This window comes from Actinomyces sp. oral taxon 849 str. F0330 (genome assembly GCF_000239715.1).
GTDB classification, from domain to species: Bacteria; Actinomycetota; Actinomycetes; order Actinomycetales; family Actinomycetaceae; genus Actinomyces; species Actinomyces johnsonii.
In genome coordinates this window covers 149,294-169,505 of the sequence record NZ_JH470351.1, presented here as the reverse complement: position 1 = coordinate 169,505, position 20,212 = coordinate 149,294, and the positions used below count along the sequence as shown (strand labels likewise).

General features: G+C 68.3%; 16 protein-coding genes. 13 read left to right on the top strand and 3 right to left on the bottom strand.

The features are described 5' to 3' along the window. Window positions 1-183: 183 nt before the first annotated feature. Window positions 184-1,236: a 5-dehydro-2-deoxygluconokinase gene (gene iolC / locus HMPREF0975_RS06570; protein ID WP_009233355.1), complete on the bottom strand. Its 1,053-nt coding sequence runs from the start codon at window positions 1,234-1,236 to the stop codon at window positions 184-186. Between the two features lie 300 nt (window positions 1,237-1,536). Here iolC and HMPREF0975_RS06565 point away from each other — a divergent pair, with 300 nt between their 5' ends. From HMPREF0975_RS06565 to iolG, 3 genes are all read left to right on the top strand, one after another. Then, the gene (locus HMPREF0975_RS06565; protein ID WP_039893408.1) at window positions 1,537-2,289 is read left to right on the top strand and encodes a GntR family transcriptional regulator; all 753 of its coding nucleotides are present in this window, start codon (window positions 1,537-1,539) and stop codon (window positions 2,287-2,289) included. Between the two features lie 152 nt (window positions 2,290-2,441). Further along, window positions 2,442-3,518 carry a transaldolase family protein gene (locus HMPREF0975_RS06560; RefSeq protein WP_043539625.1) on the top strand — a complete coding sequence of 359 codons (1,077 nt, stop codon included), beginning with the start codon at window positions 2,442-2,444 and terminating at the stop codon, window positions 3,516-3,518. Window positions 3,519-3,703: 185 nt separating this feature from the next. Continuing rightward, window positions 3,704-4,693 (top strand): inositol 2-dehydrogenase, encoded by a 990-nt coding sequence (iolG, locus tag HMPREF0975_RS06555; RefSeq protein WP_009233352.1) that lies wholly within the window; start codon window positions 3,704-3,706, stop codon window positions 4,691-4,693. Window positions 4,694-4,806: 113 nt separating this feature from the next. Here iolG and HMPREF0975_RS06550 read toward each other — a convergent pair whose 3' ends face one another. Together HMPREF0975_RS06550 and HMPREF0975_RS06545 are read right to left on the bottom strand one after the other, a co-directional pair. After that, a complete protein-coding gene (locus HMPREF0975_RS06550) occupies window positions 4,807-5,769 on the bottom strand; it encodes an aldose 1-epimerase family protein (protein ID WP_009233351.1) in 963 nt (320 codons plus the stop codon). 150 nt (window positions 5,770-5,919) lie between these two features. Beyond that, a complete protein-coding gene (locus HMPREF0975_RS06545; RefSeq protein ID WP_009233350.1) occupies window positions 5,920-6,975 on the bottom strand; it encodes a LacI family DNA-binding transcriptional regulator in 1,056 nt (351 codons plus the stop codon). Between the two features lie 398 nt (window positions 6,976-7,373). Here HMPREF0975_RS06545 and HMPREF0975_RS06540 point away from each other — a divergent pair, with 398 nt between their 5' ends. The 10 genes from HMPREF0975_RS06540 (at window position 7,374) to pta (ending at window position 20,168) form a co-directional block, all read left to right on the top strand. Continuing rightward, entirely contained in the window at window positions 7,374-8,570 is a 1,197-nt protein-coding gene (locus HMPREF0975_RS06540) for a Gfo/Idh/MocA family protein (RefSeq protein WP_009233349.1), read from the top strand. A 115-nt stretch (window positions 8,571-8,685) separates the two neighbouring features. Further along, window positions 8,686-10,341: an MFS transporter gene (locus tag HMPREF0975_RS06535; protein WP_009233348.1), complete on the top strand. Its 1,656-nt coding sequence runs from the start codon at window positions 8,686-8,688 to the stop codon at window positions 10,339-10,341. Window positions 10,342-10,574: 233 nt separating this feature from the next. Continuing rightward, window positions 10,575-11,501, top strand: coding sequence for a myo-inosose-2 dehydratase (iolE, locus tag HMPREF0975_RS06530; protein WP_009233347.1), 927 nt, complete (start codon window positions 10,575-10,577; stop codon window positions 11,499-11,501). Window positions 11,502-11,737: 236 nt separating this feature from the next. Further along, the gene (locus HMPREF0975_RS06525; protein WP_009233346.1) at window positions 11,738-12,763 is read left to right on the top strand and encodes a LacI family DNA-binding transcriptional regulator; all 1,026 of its coding nucleotides are present in this window, start codon (window positions 11,738-11,740) and stop codon (window positions 12,761-12,763) included. A gap of 274 nt (window positions 12,764-13,037) precedes the next feature. Next, window positions 13,038-14,264 (top strand): Gfo/Idh/MocA family protein, encoded by a 1,227-nt coding sequence (locus HMPREF0975_RS06520; protein ID WP_009233345.1) that lies wholly within the window; start codon window positions 13,038-13,040, stop codon window positions 14,262-14,264. Window positions 14,265-14,344: 80 nt separating this feature from the next. Next, complete coding sequence (locus HMPREF0975_RS06515) at window positions 14,345-15,343, top strand: sugar phosphate isomerase/epimerase family protein (RefSeq protein ID WP_009233344.1); 999 nt, start codon at window positions 14,345-14,347, stop codon at window positions 15,341-15,343. Between the two features lie 156 nt (window positions 15,344-15,499). Beyond that, complete coding sequence (locus HMPREF0975_RS06510) at window positions 15,500-16,330, top strand: sulfite exporter TauE/SafE family protein (protein WP_009233343.1); 831 nt, start codon at window positions 15,500-15,502, stop codon at window positions 16,328-16,330. A 159-nt stretch (window positions 16,331-16,489) separates the two neighbouring features. After that, window positions 16,490-16,888, top strand: coding sequence for a hypothetical protein (locus HMPREF0975_RS06505; RefSeq protein WP_009233342.1), 399 nt, complete (start codon window positions 16,490-16,492; stop codon window positions 16,886-16,888). Between the two features lie 15 nt (window positions 16,889-16,903). After that, the gene (locus HMPREF0975_RS06500; protein WP_009233341.1) at window positions 16,904-17,938 is read left to right on the top strand and encodes a PepSY-associated TM helix domain-containing protein; all 1,035 of its coding nucleotides are present in this window, start codon (window positions 16,904-16,906) and stop codon (window positions 17,936-17,938) included. Window positions 17,939-18,113: 175 nt separating this feature from the next. Next, window positions 18,114-20,168 (top strand): phosphate acetyltransferase, encoded by a 2,055-nt coding sequence (gene pta, locus HMPREF0975_RS06495; RefSeq protein WP_009233340.1) that lies wholly within the window; start codon window positions 18,114-18,116, stop codon window positions 20,166-20,168. Window positions 20,169-20,212 lie beyond the last annotated feature (44 nt).

Below are 20,212 nucleotides of genomic sequence, written 5' to 3'. Positions count from 1 at the left end.
AGGCGATGACCATGAGGCGGCCGGCCCCCGACAGGTCGGCGCGGGGGCGCTGGGCCAGCACCCGGCCGATGCGGGCGGGGTCGGTCGCCCGGACCTCGGTGACGACGTCGGTCAACGGCCTGGGACCGCTGGCGGAGACGGAGCCAGCGGCGGGAGTGGGTGTCGTGCTCATCGGGGGTCTCCTCACAGGTCCGTCAGGCCCGGGGCGACCTCGTCGCGGCGGGCGCGCATGAGCTCGAGCAGCTCGGACTCGGTGGGCATGGCGGTGGAGCACTCCAGGCGGGAGGAGACGATGGCTCCGGCTGTGGAGGCGGCGAAGATGGTCTTCTCCAGGGACCACCCCGACAGCAGACCGTGACAGATAGCCCCGCCGAAGGCGTCACCAGCACCCAGGCCGTTCTTCGTGGTCACCGAGGTCACGGGCATCTCCACCCGCTCGGTGCGGGTCTTGGCCAGCGTCCCCTCAAGGCCCTGCTTGACGATGGCCAGCTCGACACCGGCATCCAGGAGGGCGTCGGCGGCGCGCTCGGGGTCGCGCTCGCCGACAGCGACTTCGCACTCCTCGCGGTTACCGATGGCGACGGTGATCTTGGGCAGGATCTTGGAGACCTCGCGGTGAGCCGTCTCCTTGTCCTTCCAGAACATGGGGCGGTAGTCGAGGTCGGCGATGGTGAAGCGCCGCCGGTCGCGGGCGCCCAGGGCCGCGTGGTGGGACGAGCGCGAGGGTTCCTTGCTCAGTCCGGTCGCCGAGATCCAGAAGATGGAGGCATCGCGAATGGCGTCCAGCGGCAGGTCCTCCCAGGTCAGCTCGAGATCGGGGGCCGAGGGCTCGCGGTAGAAGTAGAGGGGGAAGTTGTCCGGCGGGAAGATCTCGCAGAAGGTGACCGGGGTGTTGTAGGCGGCCTTGGTGACGACATGACGGTCGTCGACCCCCAGGCGGCGCATCTCGGTGCGCACGAAGCGCCCGAAGGGGTCGTTGCCCACTCCGGTGAGCACGGCGGAGCCGTGCCCGTAGCGGGCGGCGGCGACGGCCACGTTGGTGGGGCTACCGCCCAGGAACTTGCCGAAGCTCTCCACGTCCTCCAGACCGACGCCGACCTGGAGGGGGTAGATGTCGATGCCGCAGCGTCCGATGGTCAGGACGTCAAGCGGCTTGTGGTTGTCGGACCTTCTGCCGGGTGTAGCCGTCCCAGCCGCCTCGGTCGTCTCGCTGGTTGCAGTCGTTGCTGTCGTCACGGTGATCGCGTCTCCACATCCTTGGGGCCCGCAGGCCTCCAGGGATGGGGCCCGCGCCGGGCGTCACTGCGAAGCCTGCCTCACAGTCAGGCTCCAGGTCAAGCATTTGTCAGAACATTTGACGTCAGATGACTCTGAGGTCAACCGGACTCCACAGACAGCACGAGGCCCGCACCGGCAGGCGCGACGACGGAGACCACAGCCGCCGCCGTCATGGCCGTGATGGCGACGGTGCGTGACATCGGCGCGCGCCGTCCGTATGCTCAAGTCATTATCACGTCTGACGCACAGGCTTATCTCATGTCCGACTCAGCATCCCCTTTCGCCCTCAACATTACGATCGACCGCAGCTCCAAGACGCCGCTGCACACGCAAATTTCCGAGCCTTTGGCCTCCCTCATCCTCGACGGCACGCTGCCGGCTGGCGCCCGACTCGAGGACGAGCTGTCGATGGCCAAGCGCCTGGAGGTCTCCCGCCCCACAGCGCGCCAGGCCCTCCAACACCTGGTGGACCGCGGCCTGGTCAAGCGCCGTCGGGGCGTGGGCACGATCGTCTCCCCCATGCACGTCCACCGGCCGATGCAGCTGACCAGTCTGCTGGCGGATCTGTCCGCAGCCGGCCACGAGACCTCCACTAACGTGCTGGACTACACCGAACACGAAGCCGATGCCGATGACGCCGAGCACCTCGAGGTCGAGGAGGGCACCGCCGTCGTGTCCTGCACCCGCATCCGCTGCGCCGACGGCGAGCCGATCGCCGTCCTGTCCAACCTCATGCCGGCAGCCGTCGCCCCCACCCTCGAAGAGCTGGAGGCCGGCGGCCTCTACGACCTTCTGCGCGCCAAGGACATCGTCCCCACCACCGCCAAGCAGACCATCGGGGCCCGCAACGCCACCACCCGCGAGGCCGAACTGCTCCACGAACGCCGCCGTACCGCTCTACTGACCGCCACCCGTATCACCTACGACCAGTCGGGTCGCGTCATCGAGTACGGACAGCACATCTACCGCGCCTCGCGCTACACCTTCGAGACGTCCCTGTTTTCGAGCTAGCTCTCACGCCGGCGCAGGCGCCGTCGCCATTCTCAGGAAACTTTGTCCTGACAATTTGTTGACAGATGGCGCTGAGCGCACTTCAATAGGGCTACCGGACCGCGGCTGCAAGGACGCCTGCGCGGATGAACCCGAAAGAGAGCACAGAACAGATGAGTATCGAATACACCCCCGGCCCCCTTCTCGACGCCGCCCGCAACACGCCCACCGCACTGTGGAACGACTCGGCCGACCCCGACGAGCTGCGCCAGTCCATCTCCTTCGGCGGCGTGGGCGCCACCTGCAACCCCACCATCGCCTACACCTGCATCAACCAGCGCAAGGACGTGTGGCTCCCCCGCATCGCCGAGCTCGCCGAGGAGATGCCCGAGGCCACCGAGTCCGAGATCGGCTGGCAGGTCGTGCGCGAGATGAGCATCGAGGCGGCCAAACTGCTCGAGCCCATCTTCGAAGAGCACAAGGGGCGCAACGGCCGTCTGTCCATGCAGACCGACCCGCGCCTGGCCCGCAGCGCCAAGGCCCTGGCCGACCAGGCCGAGGAGTTCTCGAACCTCGCCAAGAACATCATCGTCAAGATTCCCGCCACCTCCGTGGGCGTCAAGGCCATCGAGGACGCCACCTACCGCGGCGTGTCCGTCAACGTGACGGTCTCCTTCTCGGTGCCCCAGGCCGTGGCCACCGGTGAGGCCATCGAGCGCGGTCTCAAGCGCCGCGAGGCCGAGGGTAAGGACGTCTCCACCATGGGCCCGGTCGTCACCCTCATGGGCGGTCGCCTGGACGACTGGCTCAAGATCGTGGCCAAGCGGGACAAGCTCTTCCTCGACCCCGGCCACCTGGAGTGGGGCGGCGTGGCCGCTCTCAAGCGCGCCTACCAGGAGTTCCAGGCCCGCGGCCTGCGCGCCCGCGTGCTATCGGCCGCCTTCCGCAACGTGCTGCAGTGGTCCGAGTTGGTCGGCGGCGATCTGGTCGTCTCCCCGCCCTTCGCCTGGCAGAAGCTCATCAACGACTCCGGTTACAAGGTCGTCGAGCGCATCGACGAGCCCGTGGCTCCCGAGATCATGGAGACGCTCCTGTCGATTCCCGAGTTCGTGCGCGCCTACGAGCCCGATGGCATGACCCCCGAGGAGTTCGACTCCTTCGGCGCCACTCGCCGCACCCTGCGCGGATTCCTCCAGGCCGACGCCGACCTGGACGCCCTGGTGCGCGACGTCATCATGCCCCAGCCCTGATCGGACCCGATCCGGCCGACCCGGGTCCCGGTGGGAACCCGGGCGGCCACCGGCGACATCCGCCGCACCGGAGCGGGCCGCGGCGCGCTCAGACACGTTCCGCGCGTCGTCGACCCGCCCATCCCGCCACTGACCGCAGTTCAGACACCAACCCAGACACGCACTCACACGCAGAAGGAGCAAGGATGCTCTCCATCGCCGTCATCGGCGCTGGCCACATCGGCCACGTCCACGCCAAGACCATCGCCGCCCACCCCCAGGCCCGTCTCGCGCTGGTCTGCGACCCCTTCGGGGACGCCGCCGAGAAGCTCGCCGCCGACTACGGGGCTCGGTCCTGCAAGGACGCCGAGGAGGTCTTCGCCGACTCCGACATCGACGCTGTCATCGTCGGCTCACCCACGCCGCTGCACATCCCCCACCTGCTGGCCGCCGCCAAGGCGGGCAAGGCGGTGCTGTGCGAGAAGCCGATCGCCCTGGACATGAAGGACGTCGAGGCCGCCCAGGCCGAGCTCGACGCCGTCGAGGTGCCCGTCATGTTCGGCTTCAACCGCCGCTTCGACCCCAGCTTCGCCGCCGCCCGCGCCGCGGTCGAGGCCGGCAAGATCGGCGACATCGAGCAGCTGACCATCATCAGCCGCGACCCGGCCGCCCCGCCAGCGGAGTACATCAAGGTCTCCGGCGGCATCTTCCGCGACATGACCATCCACGACTTCGACACCGCCCGCTTCTTCCTGGGCGAGATCGAGGAGGTCTACGCCGCCGGCCAGAACCTCGACCCGGCACTGAAGGACACCGGCGACTTCGACGCCGCCGTCGTCACCCTCAAGGCCGCCTCGGGCGCCGTGGCCACCATCATCAACAACCGCCACTGCTCCTCTGGCTACGACCAGCGCCTGGAGGCCTCCGGGCGCGAGGGCGCCCTGTTCGCCGAGAACATTCGCGCCACCACAGTGCGCCTGTCCAACGGCGAGGTCACCGACGCCCAGGAGCCCTACCTCGACTTCTTCCTAGAGCGCTACGCCGACGCCTACCGCATCGAGCTGAGCGCCTTCATCGAGGCCGTCGAGGCCGGCACCACGCCTCCCACCGGCATCGGCGACGCCATCGCCGCCCTGCGCCTGGCCGAGGCCGCCACGGAGTCTGCTCACTCCGGCCAGCCCGTGCGCCTGAACTGACACTCGGGCGAAGCGCGCGCCTGTAGACGCCGGTGGGCGTCGTCGAGCGATCCATCTCGACGACGCCCACCGTGCATTCCCAATGTAGCCGGGCCCGGCAGCCCGTTGCCCGCTCAATCCTCCTCGTGCAGTCGATAGGTGAAGGAGTGGGACTGCCCCACCGCCAGGGCGACGAGGCCCTCCCCGCTGTTGAAGGCGTTGGGCGGGCAGGTCATGGGCTCGATGGCCACGCCGGGCCGGGAAAGCTCGTCAGCGGTGTAGGCCTGCACCCAGGGGGCGTCCGAGCTCATGACGATGGCACGGTTTCCCTGCCCGCCGCGCAGGCTCACCTGCCAGGTACCCTCGGGCAGGGCGGTGTAGGCGTTGTCCGTCTGGGTGGCGCCGACGAGCCGGCCCTGGCGCCAGTCCCAGTCGGTGCCCTCCACGCTGCGCCGCCGGGTAGGCGCCATGCGCTCGTCGACATCGAGGACCTCGGCCGCCGGAATGGTCAGGACGCAGTCATCCAGGGGCACCGAGCGAGTCAGATAGGGGTGGCAGGAGACGCCGTAGGGGGCGGGGGCGAGGTCGCCGTCGGCCTCCGGGGCGCCGGGGACCGGAGGGGCCGGACGCGCCGCACCGACGTTGGTGGCCGTCACCGTGACGCTCAGGCCCCGCTCGCCATCGAGCTGGAAGCGAACGCTGGCCTCCAGGCTCCACGGGTAGCCGTAGGAGGCGAGCAGGCTCAGCTCGAGAACCACCCGGCTGCGGGGCGCGCCGTCATCGGGCCCGGAGGGATCGTCGTCGACGACCTGCCAGTCCATCCAACCGGCCAGGCCGTGGAGGGCGGAGCCGCTGGCAGGCTCGTTGCAGGCCACGAGGAACTCGGTTCCGCCGTAGTCGTAGCGGGCCCCGGCGATGCGATTGGCCCACGGCAGCAGGGTCTTGCCCTGCCAGCCGGCGGGCAACGTGGCCTCGGCGTCGAAGGGCATGATGAGGTCGCGTCCCTGCCGTCGCAGATGAACGAGCATGGCGCCCGATGAGGCGATGCGCGCCTCGTAGTCGCCGGCGACCAGGTCGATGAGTTCTCCGTTGATCATGGTTCCTGTCCCAGTGTGCGGGGGCCTGCGCCCCACGGTATTGGCATGATGGTTGGCATCACCGTACGCCACTCACGCTCCGACCTGCGGCCTCAGATGCGGCCAGCGGTACGCGGCTTGCTCCGGCGCTCACACTTCGACTCCCACGGTTCACGCGGCGCGGGCCGTCGTGTCCCGGACGACCAGGTCGGGCACCACCCGATAGAGGCGGCCGCCCAGGCGCCGGTCCTCGCAGGCCACCTCCGCGGGGATCCGGCCATCCTGATCCGGGTGCATGCGGGTCAGCAGCGCCCGCACCGCCACCTCGGCGATGAGACCGGCATTCTGACGCACTGTGGTCAAAGAGAAGGCCGTAGCCGCTGTCACCGGGATGCCGTCATAGCCGGTGACAGCCACGTCCTGCGGGACGCGTACGCCTTGACGGCGCAATTCCATGAGAGCCCCGACGGCGCAATGGTCGTTGAAGCACAGCAAGGCCTCGGGCAGCTCACCGGACTCGATGAGGTGGTGGACCGCTCTGGCACCACTGTTCTCATCGCCTCCCCCGGGCACCACCCGGATGGTGCCCCCCAGTCCGCGCTGCTCCATGGCCTGGCCGAAGCGCTCGACCCGTCGCTTCGCCGAGGTCTCTTCCCCACCGTCCACATGGGTGATACGACGCCGCCCGGTACCTGCGAGATGATCGACGAGCAGCTGGATGCCGACGTCGTCGCGGGAGTGGATCTCGTCGACGTCACTCAACTCGGTGGTGGTACCGATGACGACCGCCGGAGTACGACCCACGATGCGGGCCAGGGCATCCACCGGGATATCGGGGTCGACGAGGGCGAGCCCCTCGCAGCGCTCCAGCAGCAGGGCGCGCAGTCCATCGGCCACGTCCCGGTGCGGGGTGGAGGTGGCCAGGACCAGACCGTGCCCCAGGTTGGAGGCCGCCTGGTAGAGCCCGTCCACAACGAGTCCCTGATAGGCCTGCCCGATGGCGAAACTGGCCCCGATGAGCCCGGTGTGGCTACGGCGCAGGAACTGGGCGCGCGGGTCCGCCTGGTAACCGAGCTCGGCGGCGATGCGCAGGATCTCCTCGCGGGTCTTCTCGGCGACGCCGTCAGAGCCGTTGAGTGCCGCCGAGACGGTGGAGATGGAACGGCCGGCGTGCTCGGCCACGGTCCTGATCGTGACCCTGCCACCGCGCCCTCGAGGTTCCTTCACCGCAGACGCCTCCTTTCCCACACCGTTGTGCCTACCGATCCCGCACGTTGCGCGAGACCCGGCACCCAACCTCGGGCACCGTTCGCCCCATCCTATCCGACGACGCCGTTTCAGCAGGTAGATGGCCACTCGTAGGCCCGCAATCAGCCCGCCCGGACCGCACCCGCGATACGGTCGAGCAGCGCGCGCCCCGCACCGGCAGGCGGATGAAGGCCGCTCGGGCAGGTCCAACCAACATCCCGGGTCACATTGGTGGAATTCTCATCCAACCTTCATCTTGTCAGGACAAAGTCACTCTGATATGTTCCTGTGACGTCATTAACGACGGGTGCTTCCCGGGTCTTCCGGACGTACTTCCACACACGCAGCAGCCGACAGTGTTGTCGGAAAGGAACGTTATGACCGACAAGAGAATATTGGGCATCGGAGTCATCTCCCTGGGATGGATGGGGCGGCTCCATGCCCGCAGCTACCGCGCCATCGCCGAGCGCTTCCCCGAGCTGGGCGTGGTCCCGCGTCTGGTTGCGGCCGCCGATCCGGTGGACCAGGTGCGTCAGGAAGCGGTGGACAACCTGGGCTTCGAGCGCGCCTACGCCGACTACCACGATCTGCTGGCCGACCCCGAGGTGGAGGCCGTCTCCATCTGCGCCCCCAACTTCCTCCACCATGAGATGGCCCTTGCGGCCGTCAAGGCCGGCAAGCCCTTCCGGATCGAGAAGCCCATGGGGGTCAGCGCCGCGCAGTCCCGCGAGATCGCCCAGGCCGCCGAGAAGGCGGACCTCGTCACCGCCGTCGGCTTCAACTACCGCCACACCCCGGCGATCGAGTACCTGCGCTCCCTGGTGCGCGGCGGCGAGCTCGGCCGCATCACCAACGTTCGCGTGTGGTTCATCGCTGACTACAACTCCTCCCCCCTGGGCCCCCTGACCTGGCGGGCCTCGAAGGAGAAGGCCGGGGCCGGCGTCGTGCCCGATCTCATGAGCCACGGCGCGGATCTGGCCCAGTACATCGTGGGGCGTATCGCCTCGGTCACCGCGGTCACCGACACCTTCATCACCGAGCGCCCCATTCCCACCAAGATGGGCATCGGCCACTCCGGCTTCGAGATCGGCGATGAAGTGGGCCCGGTGGAGAACGAGGACTACGTCTCCATGCTGGTGCGCTTCGAGAACGGCACCGTCGGCACCATGGAGTCCTCCCGCGTCAGCGTGGGTCCGCGCGCCGAGTACGTTGTCGAGGTCTACGGCACGAAGGGCTCGGCCCGCTGGAACTTCGAGCGCCTCAACGAGCTGGAGATCTGCCCCGTGCTCGACGGCGGCGCCTCCCACGGCTACACCCGCGCCATGGCCGGTCCTCAGTGGGGTCAGTGGCAGCGCTTCCAGCCGGCCATCGGGACCTCCATGGGCTTCGACGACATGAAGGCCATCGAGGCCGCTCAGTTCATCGAGTCGATCATCACCGGCGAGCAGGTCGCCCCCTCGGCCGCCGACGCCTGGTGCGCCGCGGAGGTCGACGAGGCCGTCGTCGCCTCGGCCGCCGACGGCCAGTGGCACGAGGTGCCCCGCGTCGAGGGCCGGACCACCTTCGACGCCTGAGACGCACCAAGTGCTCCGAGCCAAGCCGGCTCACCCCATCCTTCATTCCACCATCACCACCTATCACTACAACCCCCTGCGGCACTGTCGCCGCAGGGCTGAGAGGAGACCCCCTATGTCACAGGGAGTCACGATGTCCCTGCGCGGACTCACCAGAGAAGAGCTCAGCAAGGCGGTGGCCGACACCCCGCCATCGGGCAAGCACCGCGGCGTCGTCGCCATCGCCGCCGTGGCCACGCTCGGCTCGCTGCTCTTCGGCTACGACACCGGCGTCATCTCCGGCGCCCTGCCGTACATGTACATGCCCTTCGACGCCAAGGGCCTTCAGCTGACCTCCTTCGAGGAGGGTGCCATCGGCGGCACCCTGCTGGTCGGCGCCGCGCTGGGCGCGCTGCTGGGCGGGCTCATGTCGGACCGCTGGGGCCGGCGGCACAACATCACGGTCCTGGCCGCCCTGTTCTTCATCGGCGCGATCGGAACCACCATCGCCCCCAACGTGTGGGTCATGTACCCCTTCCGCGTCGTCCTGGGCTTCGCCGTCGGTGCCGCCTCCGCAACGGTCCCCGTCTACCTGGCGGAGACGGCGCCCAAACGCATTCGCGGTTCCATCGTGGCCATCGACCAGCTCATGATCGTCACCGGTCAGCTACTCGCCTTCTCGATGAACGCCATCATCAACTCCATCCAGGGCGGCCCGAAGATCACCATCGCCAACGACCCCAGCGGGCGCTTCTCCCCGGGCACCTACGTCTTCGATGAGATCACCAAGCTCCAGTCCTCCAAGGGCGGTTCAATGAGCGGGGCCGAGTACCACGCCTTCCTCGACCAGCTCAGCATCAGCGCCGGTAACGGCGAGGCCTGGCGCTACATGCTCGTCCTGTGCTCCATCCCGGCCGTGGCCCTGTGGATCGGGATCCGCCTCATGCCCGAATCCTCGCGCTGGTACCTGGCCAAGGAGCGCCTCTATGACGCCATCGGCTCTCTCAAGCGCGTGCGCGTCCCGGAGAAGGACGGCTCCATCGAGGACGAGATCATGGAGATGGTCGAGGCTCGTCAGCACGAGAAGGAAGAGGAGTCCCAGCGCAAGGGCTTCAGCCACGTCATGGCCACGCCATGGCTGCGCAAGCTGCTCCTGGTCGGCATCTTCCTGGCCGTGGTCAACCAGACCACCGGTGTCAACACCGTCATGTACTACGCCCCCAAGGTGCTGGAGTACGCCGGCATGTCCACCTCGGCCTCCATCACCGCGCAGGTGGCCAACGGCGTCATGTCGGTCGTCGGCTCGGCCATCGGAATCTGGCTCATCCTGAAGTTCCGTCGTCGCCAGGTGCTCATCGGCGACGTCATCGGCGTGGGCGTCACCCTGCTGGGTATCGCCGCGACCTTCCAGTTCTTCATCGCCCCTCACATGGCCAGCCACACCACCCCGCCCGCTTGGGCCGCCTATCTCATCCTGGGGCTCATGTCCGTCTTCATGCTCATCGTGCAGTCCTCCAACGGCACGATCGTGTGGACGATGATGGGTGAGATCTTCCCGGCCAACGTCCGCGGCATCATGAACGGCACGGCGATCTTCTGCATGTGGACCGCCAACGCCATCATCACCTGGACCTTCCCACCCATGATGGAGACCCTGGGCGGCGGCGTCACCTACACCATCTACGGTGTGCTCAACCTGGCCGTGGCCGTCATCCTGTTCAAGATCATGCCGGAGACCAAGGACAAGTCCCTGGAGGAGATCGAGGTCGAGATGGAGAAGCTCTACTCCTGACCCCGTCCCAGCGGCACGCGCTCCCGGGAGGCAACTTTGAGGCTTGTCAGGACAAAGTCCTGTTGCTAGGTTCGTTGCACGGGCCCATCGCCCGGCACCGACGCCGGCACCCGCCTCCCGGGAGCACCCGACCGCGGCCACAGGCCGACGGCGTACCAGCCACCGGCTCATGGCTCACCATTCACCCACAGACCACCACACCAGCTAGACCCCCAACCAGACACGGAGCAACGATGTCCTTCTCACTCGACCCCGCAACCGCAATCTCCGACCCCCACGGCATCTCCTGGGGCATGCACCCCATCACCTGGCGCAATGACGACATCCCCGAGGTCGGTGCCTTCAACACCCTGGAGGACATGCTCCTCGACCTGGCCGACACCGGCTTCGCCGGCACCGAGTGCGCCGGTTTCTTCCCGCCCAAGGAGGAGGTCAAGGCTGCCGCCGACGCCCGCGGCATCAAGATCGTCGCCCAGTGGTTCTCCTCCTTCATCCTGCGCGACGGCGTCGAGGCCGTCATCCCCGAGTTCGAGGCCACCTGCGCCTACCTGGAGTACCTGGGCGCCACCCGCGTCGTCGTCTCCGAGCAGACCGGCTCGGTCCAGGGCATCCGCGACGTCTGCATCTTCACCAACAAGCCGGTGCTCACCGAGGAGCAGTGGCCGGTGCTGGCCGAGGGCCTGGACCGCCTGGGAGACGTCGCCCACACCCACGGCCTCGAGCTCGTCTACCACCACCACCTGGGCACGGTCATCCAGACCAAGGAGGAGACCATCCGCCTCATGGAGCTGACCGACCCGGCCAAGGTCTCCCTCCTGTTCGACACCGGCCACGCCTACGTGGGCGACGGCGACGTCATGGGCCTGCTGGAGGCCACCATCGACCGCGTCAAGCACGTCCACTTCAAGGACGTGCGCCCCGAGAAGATGGCGGAGTCCAAGGCCGCCGAGCGCTCCTTCCTCGACTCCTTCCTGGCCGGCATGTTCACCGTTCCCGGCGACGGCACGATCGACTTCACCGTGCCTTACAAGTTCCTGGTGGACCACGGCTACCGCAACTGGATCCTGGTGGAGGCCGAGCAGGACCCGGCCATCGCCAACCCCCTGGAGTACGCCCGCAAGGCGCGCGCCTACCTCGAGGGCACGCTCTTCAAAGCCTGAGACGTCGCGGGGCTCGCACGGACTCCCCCTCCGGGCGGACCCCACCGGCTGACGCCTCACTTCGACGCTCCCGACCACCACCGGTCGGGAGCGTCGTTGTGCTCCCCGCCGACACCCGAGCATGTCGATCCGCTACTGCCACAGTCCCCTTGTCTGCCTGTAGCCTTCTTGGCAACCGGGCAGTGCGATCGCACCCCTAAAGACGGCACCCCGTCGCGAGAGGACCAGGAGAGACGGTGACCAAGGCTCATGCCGCCACCCAGAGCGACGTCGCTCGCGTCGCCGGGGTCTCGCGCAGCCTGGTCTCACTGGCTCTGAGCGGCTCACCCAAGGTCGCCGCCAGCACCCGCGAGCGCATCGAGGAAGTGGCCGCCTCTCTCGGTTACCGGGTCAACGTCTCAGCCTCCTCGCTGGCCCGCAAGCGCTCGACCATCATCGGTCTGGTGCTGCCCAACCTGCGCAATGCCTTCTTCGAGCAGATCGCGGCCTGCCTGGGACAGGCGGCCGCCCAGCGCGGCCTCACCCTGTTCGTCACGGTCGGCTCCGATCAGCCCGAAGTCCTACACCAGGCCGTCGAGAGCCTGCTGGGGGTGCGGGTCGCTGGCATCATCTTCGTCTCACCCTGGCTGCCCGGCGAGGACCTGCTCGCCATCGGCGAGGAGGTGCCGACCTGCGTCATCGGGCGGTGCAGTCCCGGTGGGCGGGTCGACTCCGTGCGGGTCGATGAGGAGGCCGCCGCCCGGCTCATCGTCGACCATCTGGCGGCCTTAAGCATGCGCACGATCTGCTATATCGGCCCGCGAATGACCGACGCTGCTTCCCGCCAGGACAGAGAACGCTCTTTGGCTCAAGCCGCTCAGGCAACCGGACTGGACTTCGAGGTGCGCAGCTGCGGCGAGGACGCGGGCCCCGCCACCCGTGCGGTCCTGCAGGACCACTCCGAGCCGCTCGGCCTGGTCATTCACAACGACGTCCTGGCCATCGACGCCGTGCCCGTCCTGCGAGAGCGCCGCAAGCCCGGGGGCGACGTCGCCCTGGTCTCCTACGACAACACCTACCTGGCCCTGCGCAAGGAGTTCTCACTGACCAGCATCGACCAGCCCGAGGACCTCCTGGGCGAGCAGGCCGTAGACCTGGTGTGCCGACGCGCAGGGCTGGCGCCCGACGACGGACTACAGGCCGGGGCGCTCGCCGGACCCCAGGCCCGCAGTGTGGTCCTGAAGCCACAGCTCGTCACCCGAGCCTCCTCCCTGGGACGCTGACGAGCGATACGTCCGGCACCGAGCCGGCTCACGCACCGACCACCCTCGGACAGCAACGGCACCTTGCGCCATCTTCCCGGCCGGGGACCACGGTCCCAGTCTCTTCGCCAGTCCCTCGGAACGACCTCCTTTGTCAGGATGAAGTTCTCCTCACCGGTTGACATCACCACCGCCGGAATCACAGACTGAGGTCATGAGTTCACGCGCGTGAATTCATGTCAGCACAGGACTTCAATCAGTTACCCGCTCGTCGATGAGGACACCAGAGGCAACCATGAACACCACTCCCCTGTCAGTCGCCGTCATCGGTGCCGGAATGGCCGGCACCACTCACGCCAACGCCTGGCGTCAGGTCGGCACCGTCTTCGATCTGGGCCTGCCGCAGGTCCGTCTGCACACCATCGCCGATGCCTACCTCCCCTTCGCCGAGGACGCCGCCCAGCGCTACGGCTACGAGCGAGCCGTGGACGACTGGCGGGCAGTGGCTGAGGACCCGGACATCGACATCGTCTCCATCGTGGTGGGTAACGCCCTGCACCGCGAGATCGCCGAGACCCTCATCAAGGCCGGCAAACACGTCCTGTGCGAGAAGCCCCTGGCGGACACACTTGAAAGCGCCCGAGCCATGGCGCAGGCCGAGAAGGAGGCCGGCGTCGTCACCGGCGTGGGCTTCACCTACCGCCGCAACGCCGCCGTGGCCGAGCTCGCCAAGCTCGTCACCGAGGGCCACCTGGGCGAGATCAACCACTTCGACGGCCGCTACTGGTGCGACTACGGCGTGGACCCCTCCACCCCCATGGCCTGGCGCTACAAGGGCCCCATGGGCTCGGGGGCCCTGGGCGACGTCGGCAGCCACCTCATCGATACCGCCGAGGTCATCTGCGGCCCCATCGTCTCGGTTTCGGGCGCCGCCATGATGACCTCCATCAAGGAGCGCCCCGTGGCCACCGGCCACGTCACCCGCGGCACCGCCCTCAACACCGGCAACTCCGCCAATGTCACCTATGAGCCGGTGGAGAACGACGACGTCGCCACCTTCACCGCGCACTTCGCCAGCGGCGCCGTGGGCACCTTCTCCTGCTCGCGCGTGGCCTGGGGACTGCCCAATTCCCTCATGGTCGACGTACTGGGTACCAAGGGCCGCGCCTCCTGGGACCTGGCCCGCTGCGGCGAGATCAAGATCGACGACGTCAACTCCCCCGCCGGGTTGGGAGGCGCCCGCCGGGTCCTGGTGGGTCCCGACTTCCCCTACTTCGCGCGGGGCTCCTCCATGGCCTTCGGCGGGGTCGGCCTGACCCAGATCGAGCAGTTCATCTACCAGGCCCACGCCTTCCTCCAGCAGATCGCCGGTATCACTCCCGAGCAAGGGGCACTGCCGCCCTGCGCCAGCTTCGCCGACGGCTACCGCGAGATGCTCCTGGCCGACGCCGTGGCCCGCTCGGCCGCCGCCGGGGGCGCCGCCGTCGACGTCGCGGACCTGCCCGAGCTCGCGAGCCTGTAAGGCCCGTTCACCGCCAGTCGGCCCATTGGGCCGACACGTTCAGACATACAACAACGCAAAGACGCACAAGGAGACCTCTCATGCCACTGACCTACGGCGCCTACACCGCCTGCCTCCAGGACCGCTCCCTGCCCGAGGCCCTCGACGTCCTCAAGGACGCCGGCCTGACCGGGGCGGAGGTCAACGTCGGAGGATTCATCCCCTCCCCGCACTGCCCCGTCGACGCCCTCCTGGCCTCACCCACCGCCCGCGACGAGTACCTGGGCCTCTTCCAGGACAAGGGAATGACGCTCTCGGGCCTCAACACCTCGGGCAACCCCACCTCGCCGCTGCCCAACGAGGGCCTCAAGCACGCCGAGGACATCCGAGCGGCCATCCGCCTGGCGGGCCTGCTCGGGGTTAAGGAGATCGTCACCATGTCCGGTACCCCGGGCACCGACCCGAGCGCGAAGTACCCCACCTGGGTCGTCAACCCGTGGAACGGGATCGACATGGAGATCCTGGACTACCAGTGGAGCGTCGTCGTCCCCTTCTTCAAGGAGATCGACGCCCTGGCCCGCGACAACGACGTCCAGGTCTGCCTGGAGCTGCACCCGCGAAACCTGGTCTTCAACGTCCCCTCCTTCGAACGGCTCGTCGAGGAGACCGGGGCGACCAACATCAAGGTCAACATGGACCCCTCCCACCTGTTCTGGCAGCAGATGGACCCGATCGCCGCCACCAGGCGCCTGGGCCGCCTCGTGGGTCACGTCCACGCCAAGGACACCAGGATCTTCCCCGGCGCCGCCTACCGCGGGGTCCTGGACACCGACTTCGGCCACGTGCCCGCCGAGGCCGAGGGCAAGGTCCCGGTGGCCTACGGCTACTGGTGCAACTCCTGGCCCCAGGACCCGGCCTGGCGATTCGTCGCCTTCGGGCTGGGCCACGACGCCGACTACTGGGCCGAATTCCTGACCGCCATCACCGAGGTCGACCCGGAGATGAACGTCAACATCGAGCACGAAGACGCCGAGTACGGCAACGTCGAGGGGCTCCAGATCTCCGCACGCAACCTCCTGGAGGCCGCCACCAGACTCTGAGCGGACTCCGGAAACCGCGACCCCGACCACATCGACGGCGAGGACCCCGACCAATCGGTCCTCGCCGTCGACAATCATCCGCTAGGCTGGACAAAAGTCCGGACAAAGTCCACCCCCTCTCCTTTCCCGTCCTTCTCACCGCCGAGAGGCAGCCTCGTGCCCCCCACTTTGACCGCAACCTCCTGGATTCTCCTCATGGTCGTGGCGGCGCTGTGCGGCATCGCCAAGACCGCCCTACCCGGGGCGGCCACGATCGCCGTCGCCCTGTGCACCGCGGTACTGCCCGCCAAGGAGTCGACCGGTGCCATCCTGCTCATGCTCATGACCGGCGACCTGCTGGCCGTATGGAGTTACCGTCACGACGCCGACTTCCGCATGTTGCGCCGACTCGTTCCGGCGGTCCTGGCGGGAGTCGGCGCCGGTGCCCTGTTCCTGCACCTGGCTTCCGACAGCTCCACCCGGCGCCTCATCGGCATCGTGCTGCTGCTCCTGGTAGCCATTACGCTCCTCCAGCGTCGCGCCGCCGGCAGGAGCAAAGTCCCCACCCGGTCCCCGGTCCCGCCCATGGCGCCTCCGGCATCTGGGGCGAGTGGGGCGCCCGAAGCGCTCGAAGCATCCGCAGCCCCCGCGACCGGCGGCCGGGCCGCCCGCCTGGTCTACGGCAGTCTGGCCGGTTTCACCACGATGGTCGCTAATGCCGGCGGCCCGGTGACCTCCATGTACTTCCTGGCCTGCCGCTACCCGGTCAAGGCCTTCCTGGGGACGACCGCCTGGTTCTTCTTCCTGGTCAACCTGGTCAAGCTGCCCTTCTCCGTCTCGGCTGGCCTGGTCAACGCCACGACACTGTCCCTGACCGGGATCGCCGCTCCGGCCGTCATCGCCTCGGCGCTGGCCGGCCGCAGGCTTGCCGAACGCATGGATCAGCGAGTCTTCGAGCCGATCATCATCGCACTGACCATCGTCTCCGCACTCCCCCTGCTGCGGTAGCCATCAGGAGCGCACCATCAGGGGACCCTATTTCTCCGGCGCTCGGGATGGGGGCCCATCAACAAGTATTTCCTTCAAGACAGCCCGCCTGACATCACATCTTCGCCTCGCACCGGAGCATTGACGCGTTTTATCCTGAACGTTACCGTATTCATCAATATGAAGAGTATGGCCGGTATTGATTATGTTGATGCCTCGCCGGGCGGAGATGCCGGCGACGGCCTCGACGACGCGCCCGCCGACGCTTCCGATTCTTCTGAGGTCGTCCCCGATGCCTCCCTCCTGGTCAGTGGCGACGTCCACGCCGTCATGCTGGGGCTGTGGGCCTCGGGCCTGCGGTACGTCATCGTCCACGCCCTGGCCCCAGCCATCGGTGCCGTCGGCCCTTTGACCGTCGGCGCGGCCACGGTCATCCAGGTCGCGGGGGCCGCGGTCTGCGTCAGCGGCGCCCGCTCACTGTGGATGCGGCGCGATCGGGGGCGCCGCGCCTATGCCTTTATCGCAGTTCTCACCTGCCTGTGCACCCTTGCCGCCCTGCTGGCTCCCGCCGGGGTCTAATGATGTAACTCCGTCATGCAGCCCACGACCGATTCCCTCCCCTCCCAACCCTCCCGAGCCTCCCGGGCGATGGCAATCGCCCACCGATGGTTGTCGGCGGCGGCAGGCCTAATTCTGCTGGCCATGACGCTCAGTGGCACCGTCTCGCCCTACCAGGGCGAGGTCATGCGTTCATTGAAACCGGCCGCCCATACCCGCGCTCCCGTTCCCGATCGAGTCTCGCTGCCCCAGGCCATCGAAACGATCGAGATCGACCACCCCGGAGAGTCCGTTGTCTCCGCGTCCCGGATCGACGACGTGATCGAGGTCAAGACCAAGCAGACCGCTTACACGGTCGACCCCTCCTCCGGAGAGGAGATCGCCCAGGTGACCGGTCCCCGATCGTGGTTCGCCGCCCTGGACAACCTGCACCGCTGTCTCCTGTCCTGTCAGGGACCCGGTCACGTCCGCTGGATGTCCCAGGAGATCCCCCACACCCGCTGGTGGGGAGAACACAGGGGCCTGAGCGTCGGCGGCCTCGTCGTCGCCGCCTCGAGCGTGATCCTGCTGGTCCTCACCGTCAGTGGTCTCAGGGTGTGGTGGCCGTTGCAACGTTACCGGCGCACCGCCCTGTCCCCCAGTTGGCGCAGCAGGCGCCTGTCGAGGAACACCGACCTGCTCAAGGCCGCCGGGCTGGTCATGCTGCCCCTGTTGTTCCTGTGGGGGTACTACGCCAGCGCCTTTGGTCTTCACCCCATCCGGCAGACTCCCCCCACCTCCGTCACGGCGCCCGAGGCCCTGCCCGGGCGGTCAGGGACCGGACAGGACCGGGATATCGGTCCGCGCCGCGCCGTTGCCGCAGCGCAGGAGGCGCACGGGGGCGAACCGATCGCCCTGTTCCTCCCCGAGCCGGGCGATCCGTCGTCCACCTACACGGTCTGGCTCTCCCAAGGCGCGCCTGGTACCTACGGGCGGGCCCTGGGCGACATCTCGGTGAGCGTCGACCCCGACACAGGGCGGACCGCAGTCCCCTCCACACCCGGCCGGGAGCCGAGCGCTCGAGCCGGATAGCGCCCGCCCGTGGCCCCGCGGCGAGACCCCGCATGTGCCCGGTCCCACATCACAAGACACACTGAGACCGGGCCTTTGGTCGCAGACAACCCGCAGGTGGGGGCACAATCGGACCCGTACGGCACCGGAATGAGCCGGCGCCCCTGACTCCAAGACAACGCGAGAAGGACCCAACGTGGCGCGCAGTATCTACATCGCCTCACCCAACGCCGGAACCGGGAAGTCAACGGTGGCCCTCGGGCTGGTCTCCTGCCTGACCAAGGTGGTCGCCAAGGTCGGCGTCTTCCGTCCCTTTGTGGAGAGCCGTGAGGGCGACGCCTTCCTCACCCTCCTGCTGAACCGTGCCGGCTCCACCACGCCCGCTGAGCAGTGCGTCGGTGCGACCTGGGACGAGTTCCACGCAGACCCCGAGGAGGCTCTGGCCCGCATCGTTGACGCCTACCGGGCCCTGGCGCGCGAGCACGACGTCGTCATTATCGACGGCTCGGACTTCACCGATGTCGCCGGCAACCCCGAGCTGGCCCTCAACGCCCGGGTGGCCGCCAACATCGGTGTGCCGGTCCTGCTGGTGGTCTCCGGCCAGCACGACGTGGAGGACGTCGTCGGCTCCGTGGAAGTCTCCATGGCCGAGATCGCCGACAACCACGCCCGCACCGTCGCGGTCGTGGCCAACAAGTGCCACCCCGAGAATCGCCGGCCCATCACCGAGGCCCTGGCCGCGATCGAAGGCATTACCTCCACCACGCTGCCCGAGGTGCCGCTGCTGGCCGCCCCGGCGGTGCACGAGGTGCTCGACGCCGTCGAGGGCACTCTCATCGCCGGTGACGAGACCCTCCTGGACCGCGAGGCCGAGTCCGTCCTCGTATGCGCCATGGACGTCTCCCACGTCCTGGAACGCCTGACCGCCGGCCAGCTCGCCATCGTACCGGCCGACCGCTCCGCCATGCTCATCTCGCTCATGGCGGCCCAGGCCTCCTCCAGCTTCCCGATCCTGTCCGGCCTCGTCCTCAACGGCGGCTTCGAGGTGGCGCCCCACGCGCTGCGCCTCCTGGAGGGCCTGGACGTCAACATCCCGGTCATGACCTCCCCGCTGGACACCTTCACCGCGGCCTCGGCAGCCGGCTCCCTCCAGGGCCTGCTCGCCCACGGCTCGGAACGCAAGATTGACGTCGCCGTGACCACTTTCGAGCAGGAGGCCGACGTCGACGCCCTCCTGTCCGCCCTGGAGGTCGAGCCCTCCGAGGTCGTCACCCCCATCATGTTCCAGGCCGAACTGGTGGAGCGCTCACGCACCAACCGCAAGACGATCGTCCTGCCCGAGCCCGACGACGACCGGGTCCTGCGGGCCGCCGACGCCATCCTGCGCCGCGGCATCGCCGACCTGGTACTACTGGGTGACGAGACCACGGTGCGCGCCCGCGCCACCGAGCTGGGCCTGGACATTGCCGCCGCCCGGGTCATCGCCACCAACGACCCCGAGCTGCTGGAGAAGTACGCCGAGGAGTTCGCCCGCCTGCGCGCCAAGAAGGGCGTCACCCTGGAGCAGGCCCGCGAGAAAGTCCAGGACGTGTCCTACTTCGGCACGATGATGGTCCACATGGGCGACGCCGACGGCATGGTCTCGGGCGCAGCCCACACCACCGCCCACACGATCGTCCCCTCCTTCCAGATCATCAAGACCAAGCCGGGGACCTCGATCGTCTCCTCGGTCTTCCTGATGCTCCTGCAGGACCGGGTGCTCGTCTACGGCGACTGCGCCGTCAACCCCGAGCCCAACGCCGCCGGGCTGGCCGACATCGCGATCTCCTCGGCCGCCACGGCCCGTCAGTTCGGCGTCGAGCCGCGCGTGGCGATGCTTTCCTTCTCCACCGGGACCTCCGGCAAGGGCGCGGATGTCGACAAGGTCCGTGAGGCCACCGAGCTGGTGCGTGCCAAGGAGCCCGAGCTCGCCGTCGAGGGCCCCATCCAGTACGACGCCGCCATCGACCCGACCGTGGCCGCCAAGAAGGCCCCCGACTCGCTCGTGGCCGGAAGAGCCAATGTCTTCATCTTCCCGGACCTGTCCAGCGGCAACATCGGATACAAGGCGGTCCAGCGCTCCTCGGGTGCCATCGCCATCGGCCCGGTCCTCCAGGGCCTCAACAAACCGGTCAACGACCTCTCGCGCGGCGCCCTGGTGGAGGACATCATCAACACCGTCGCCATCACCGCCGTCCAGGCCCAGGGCTGAGCGGGAGCCGTGCCCGCCGGCCACTCGGCCGGGTCCCGGCCCCG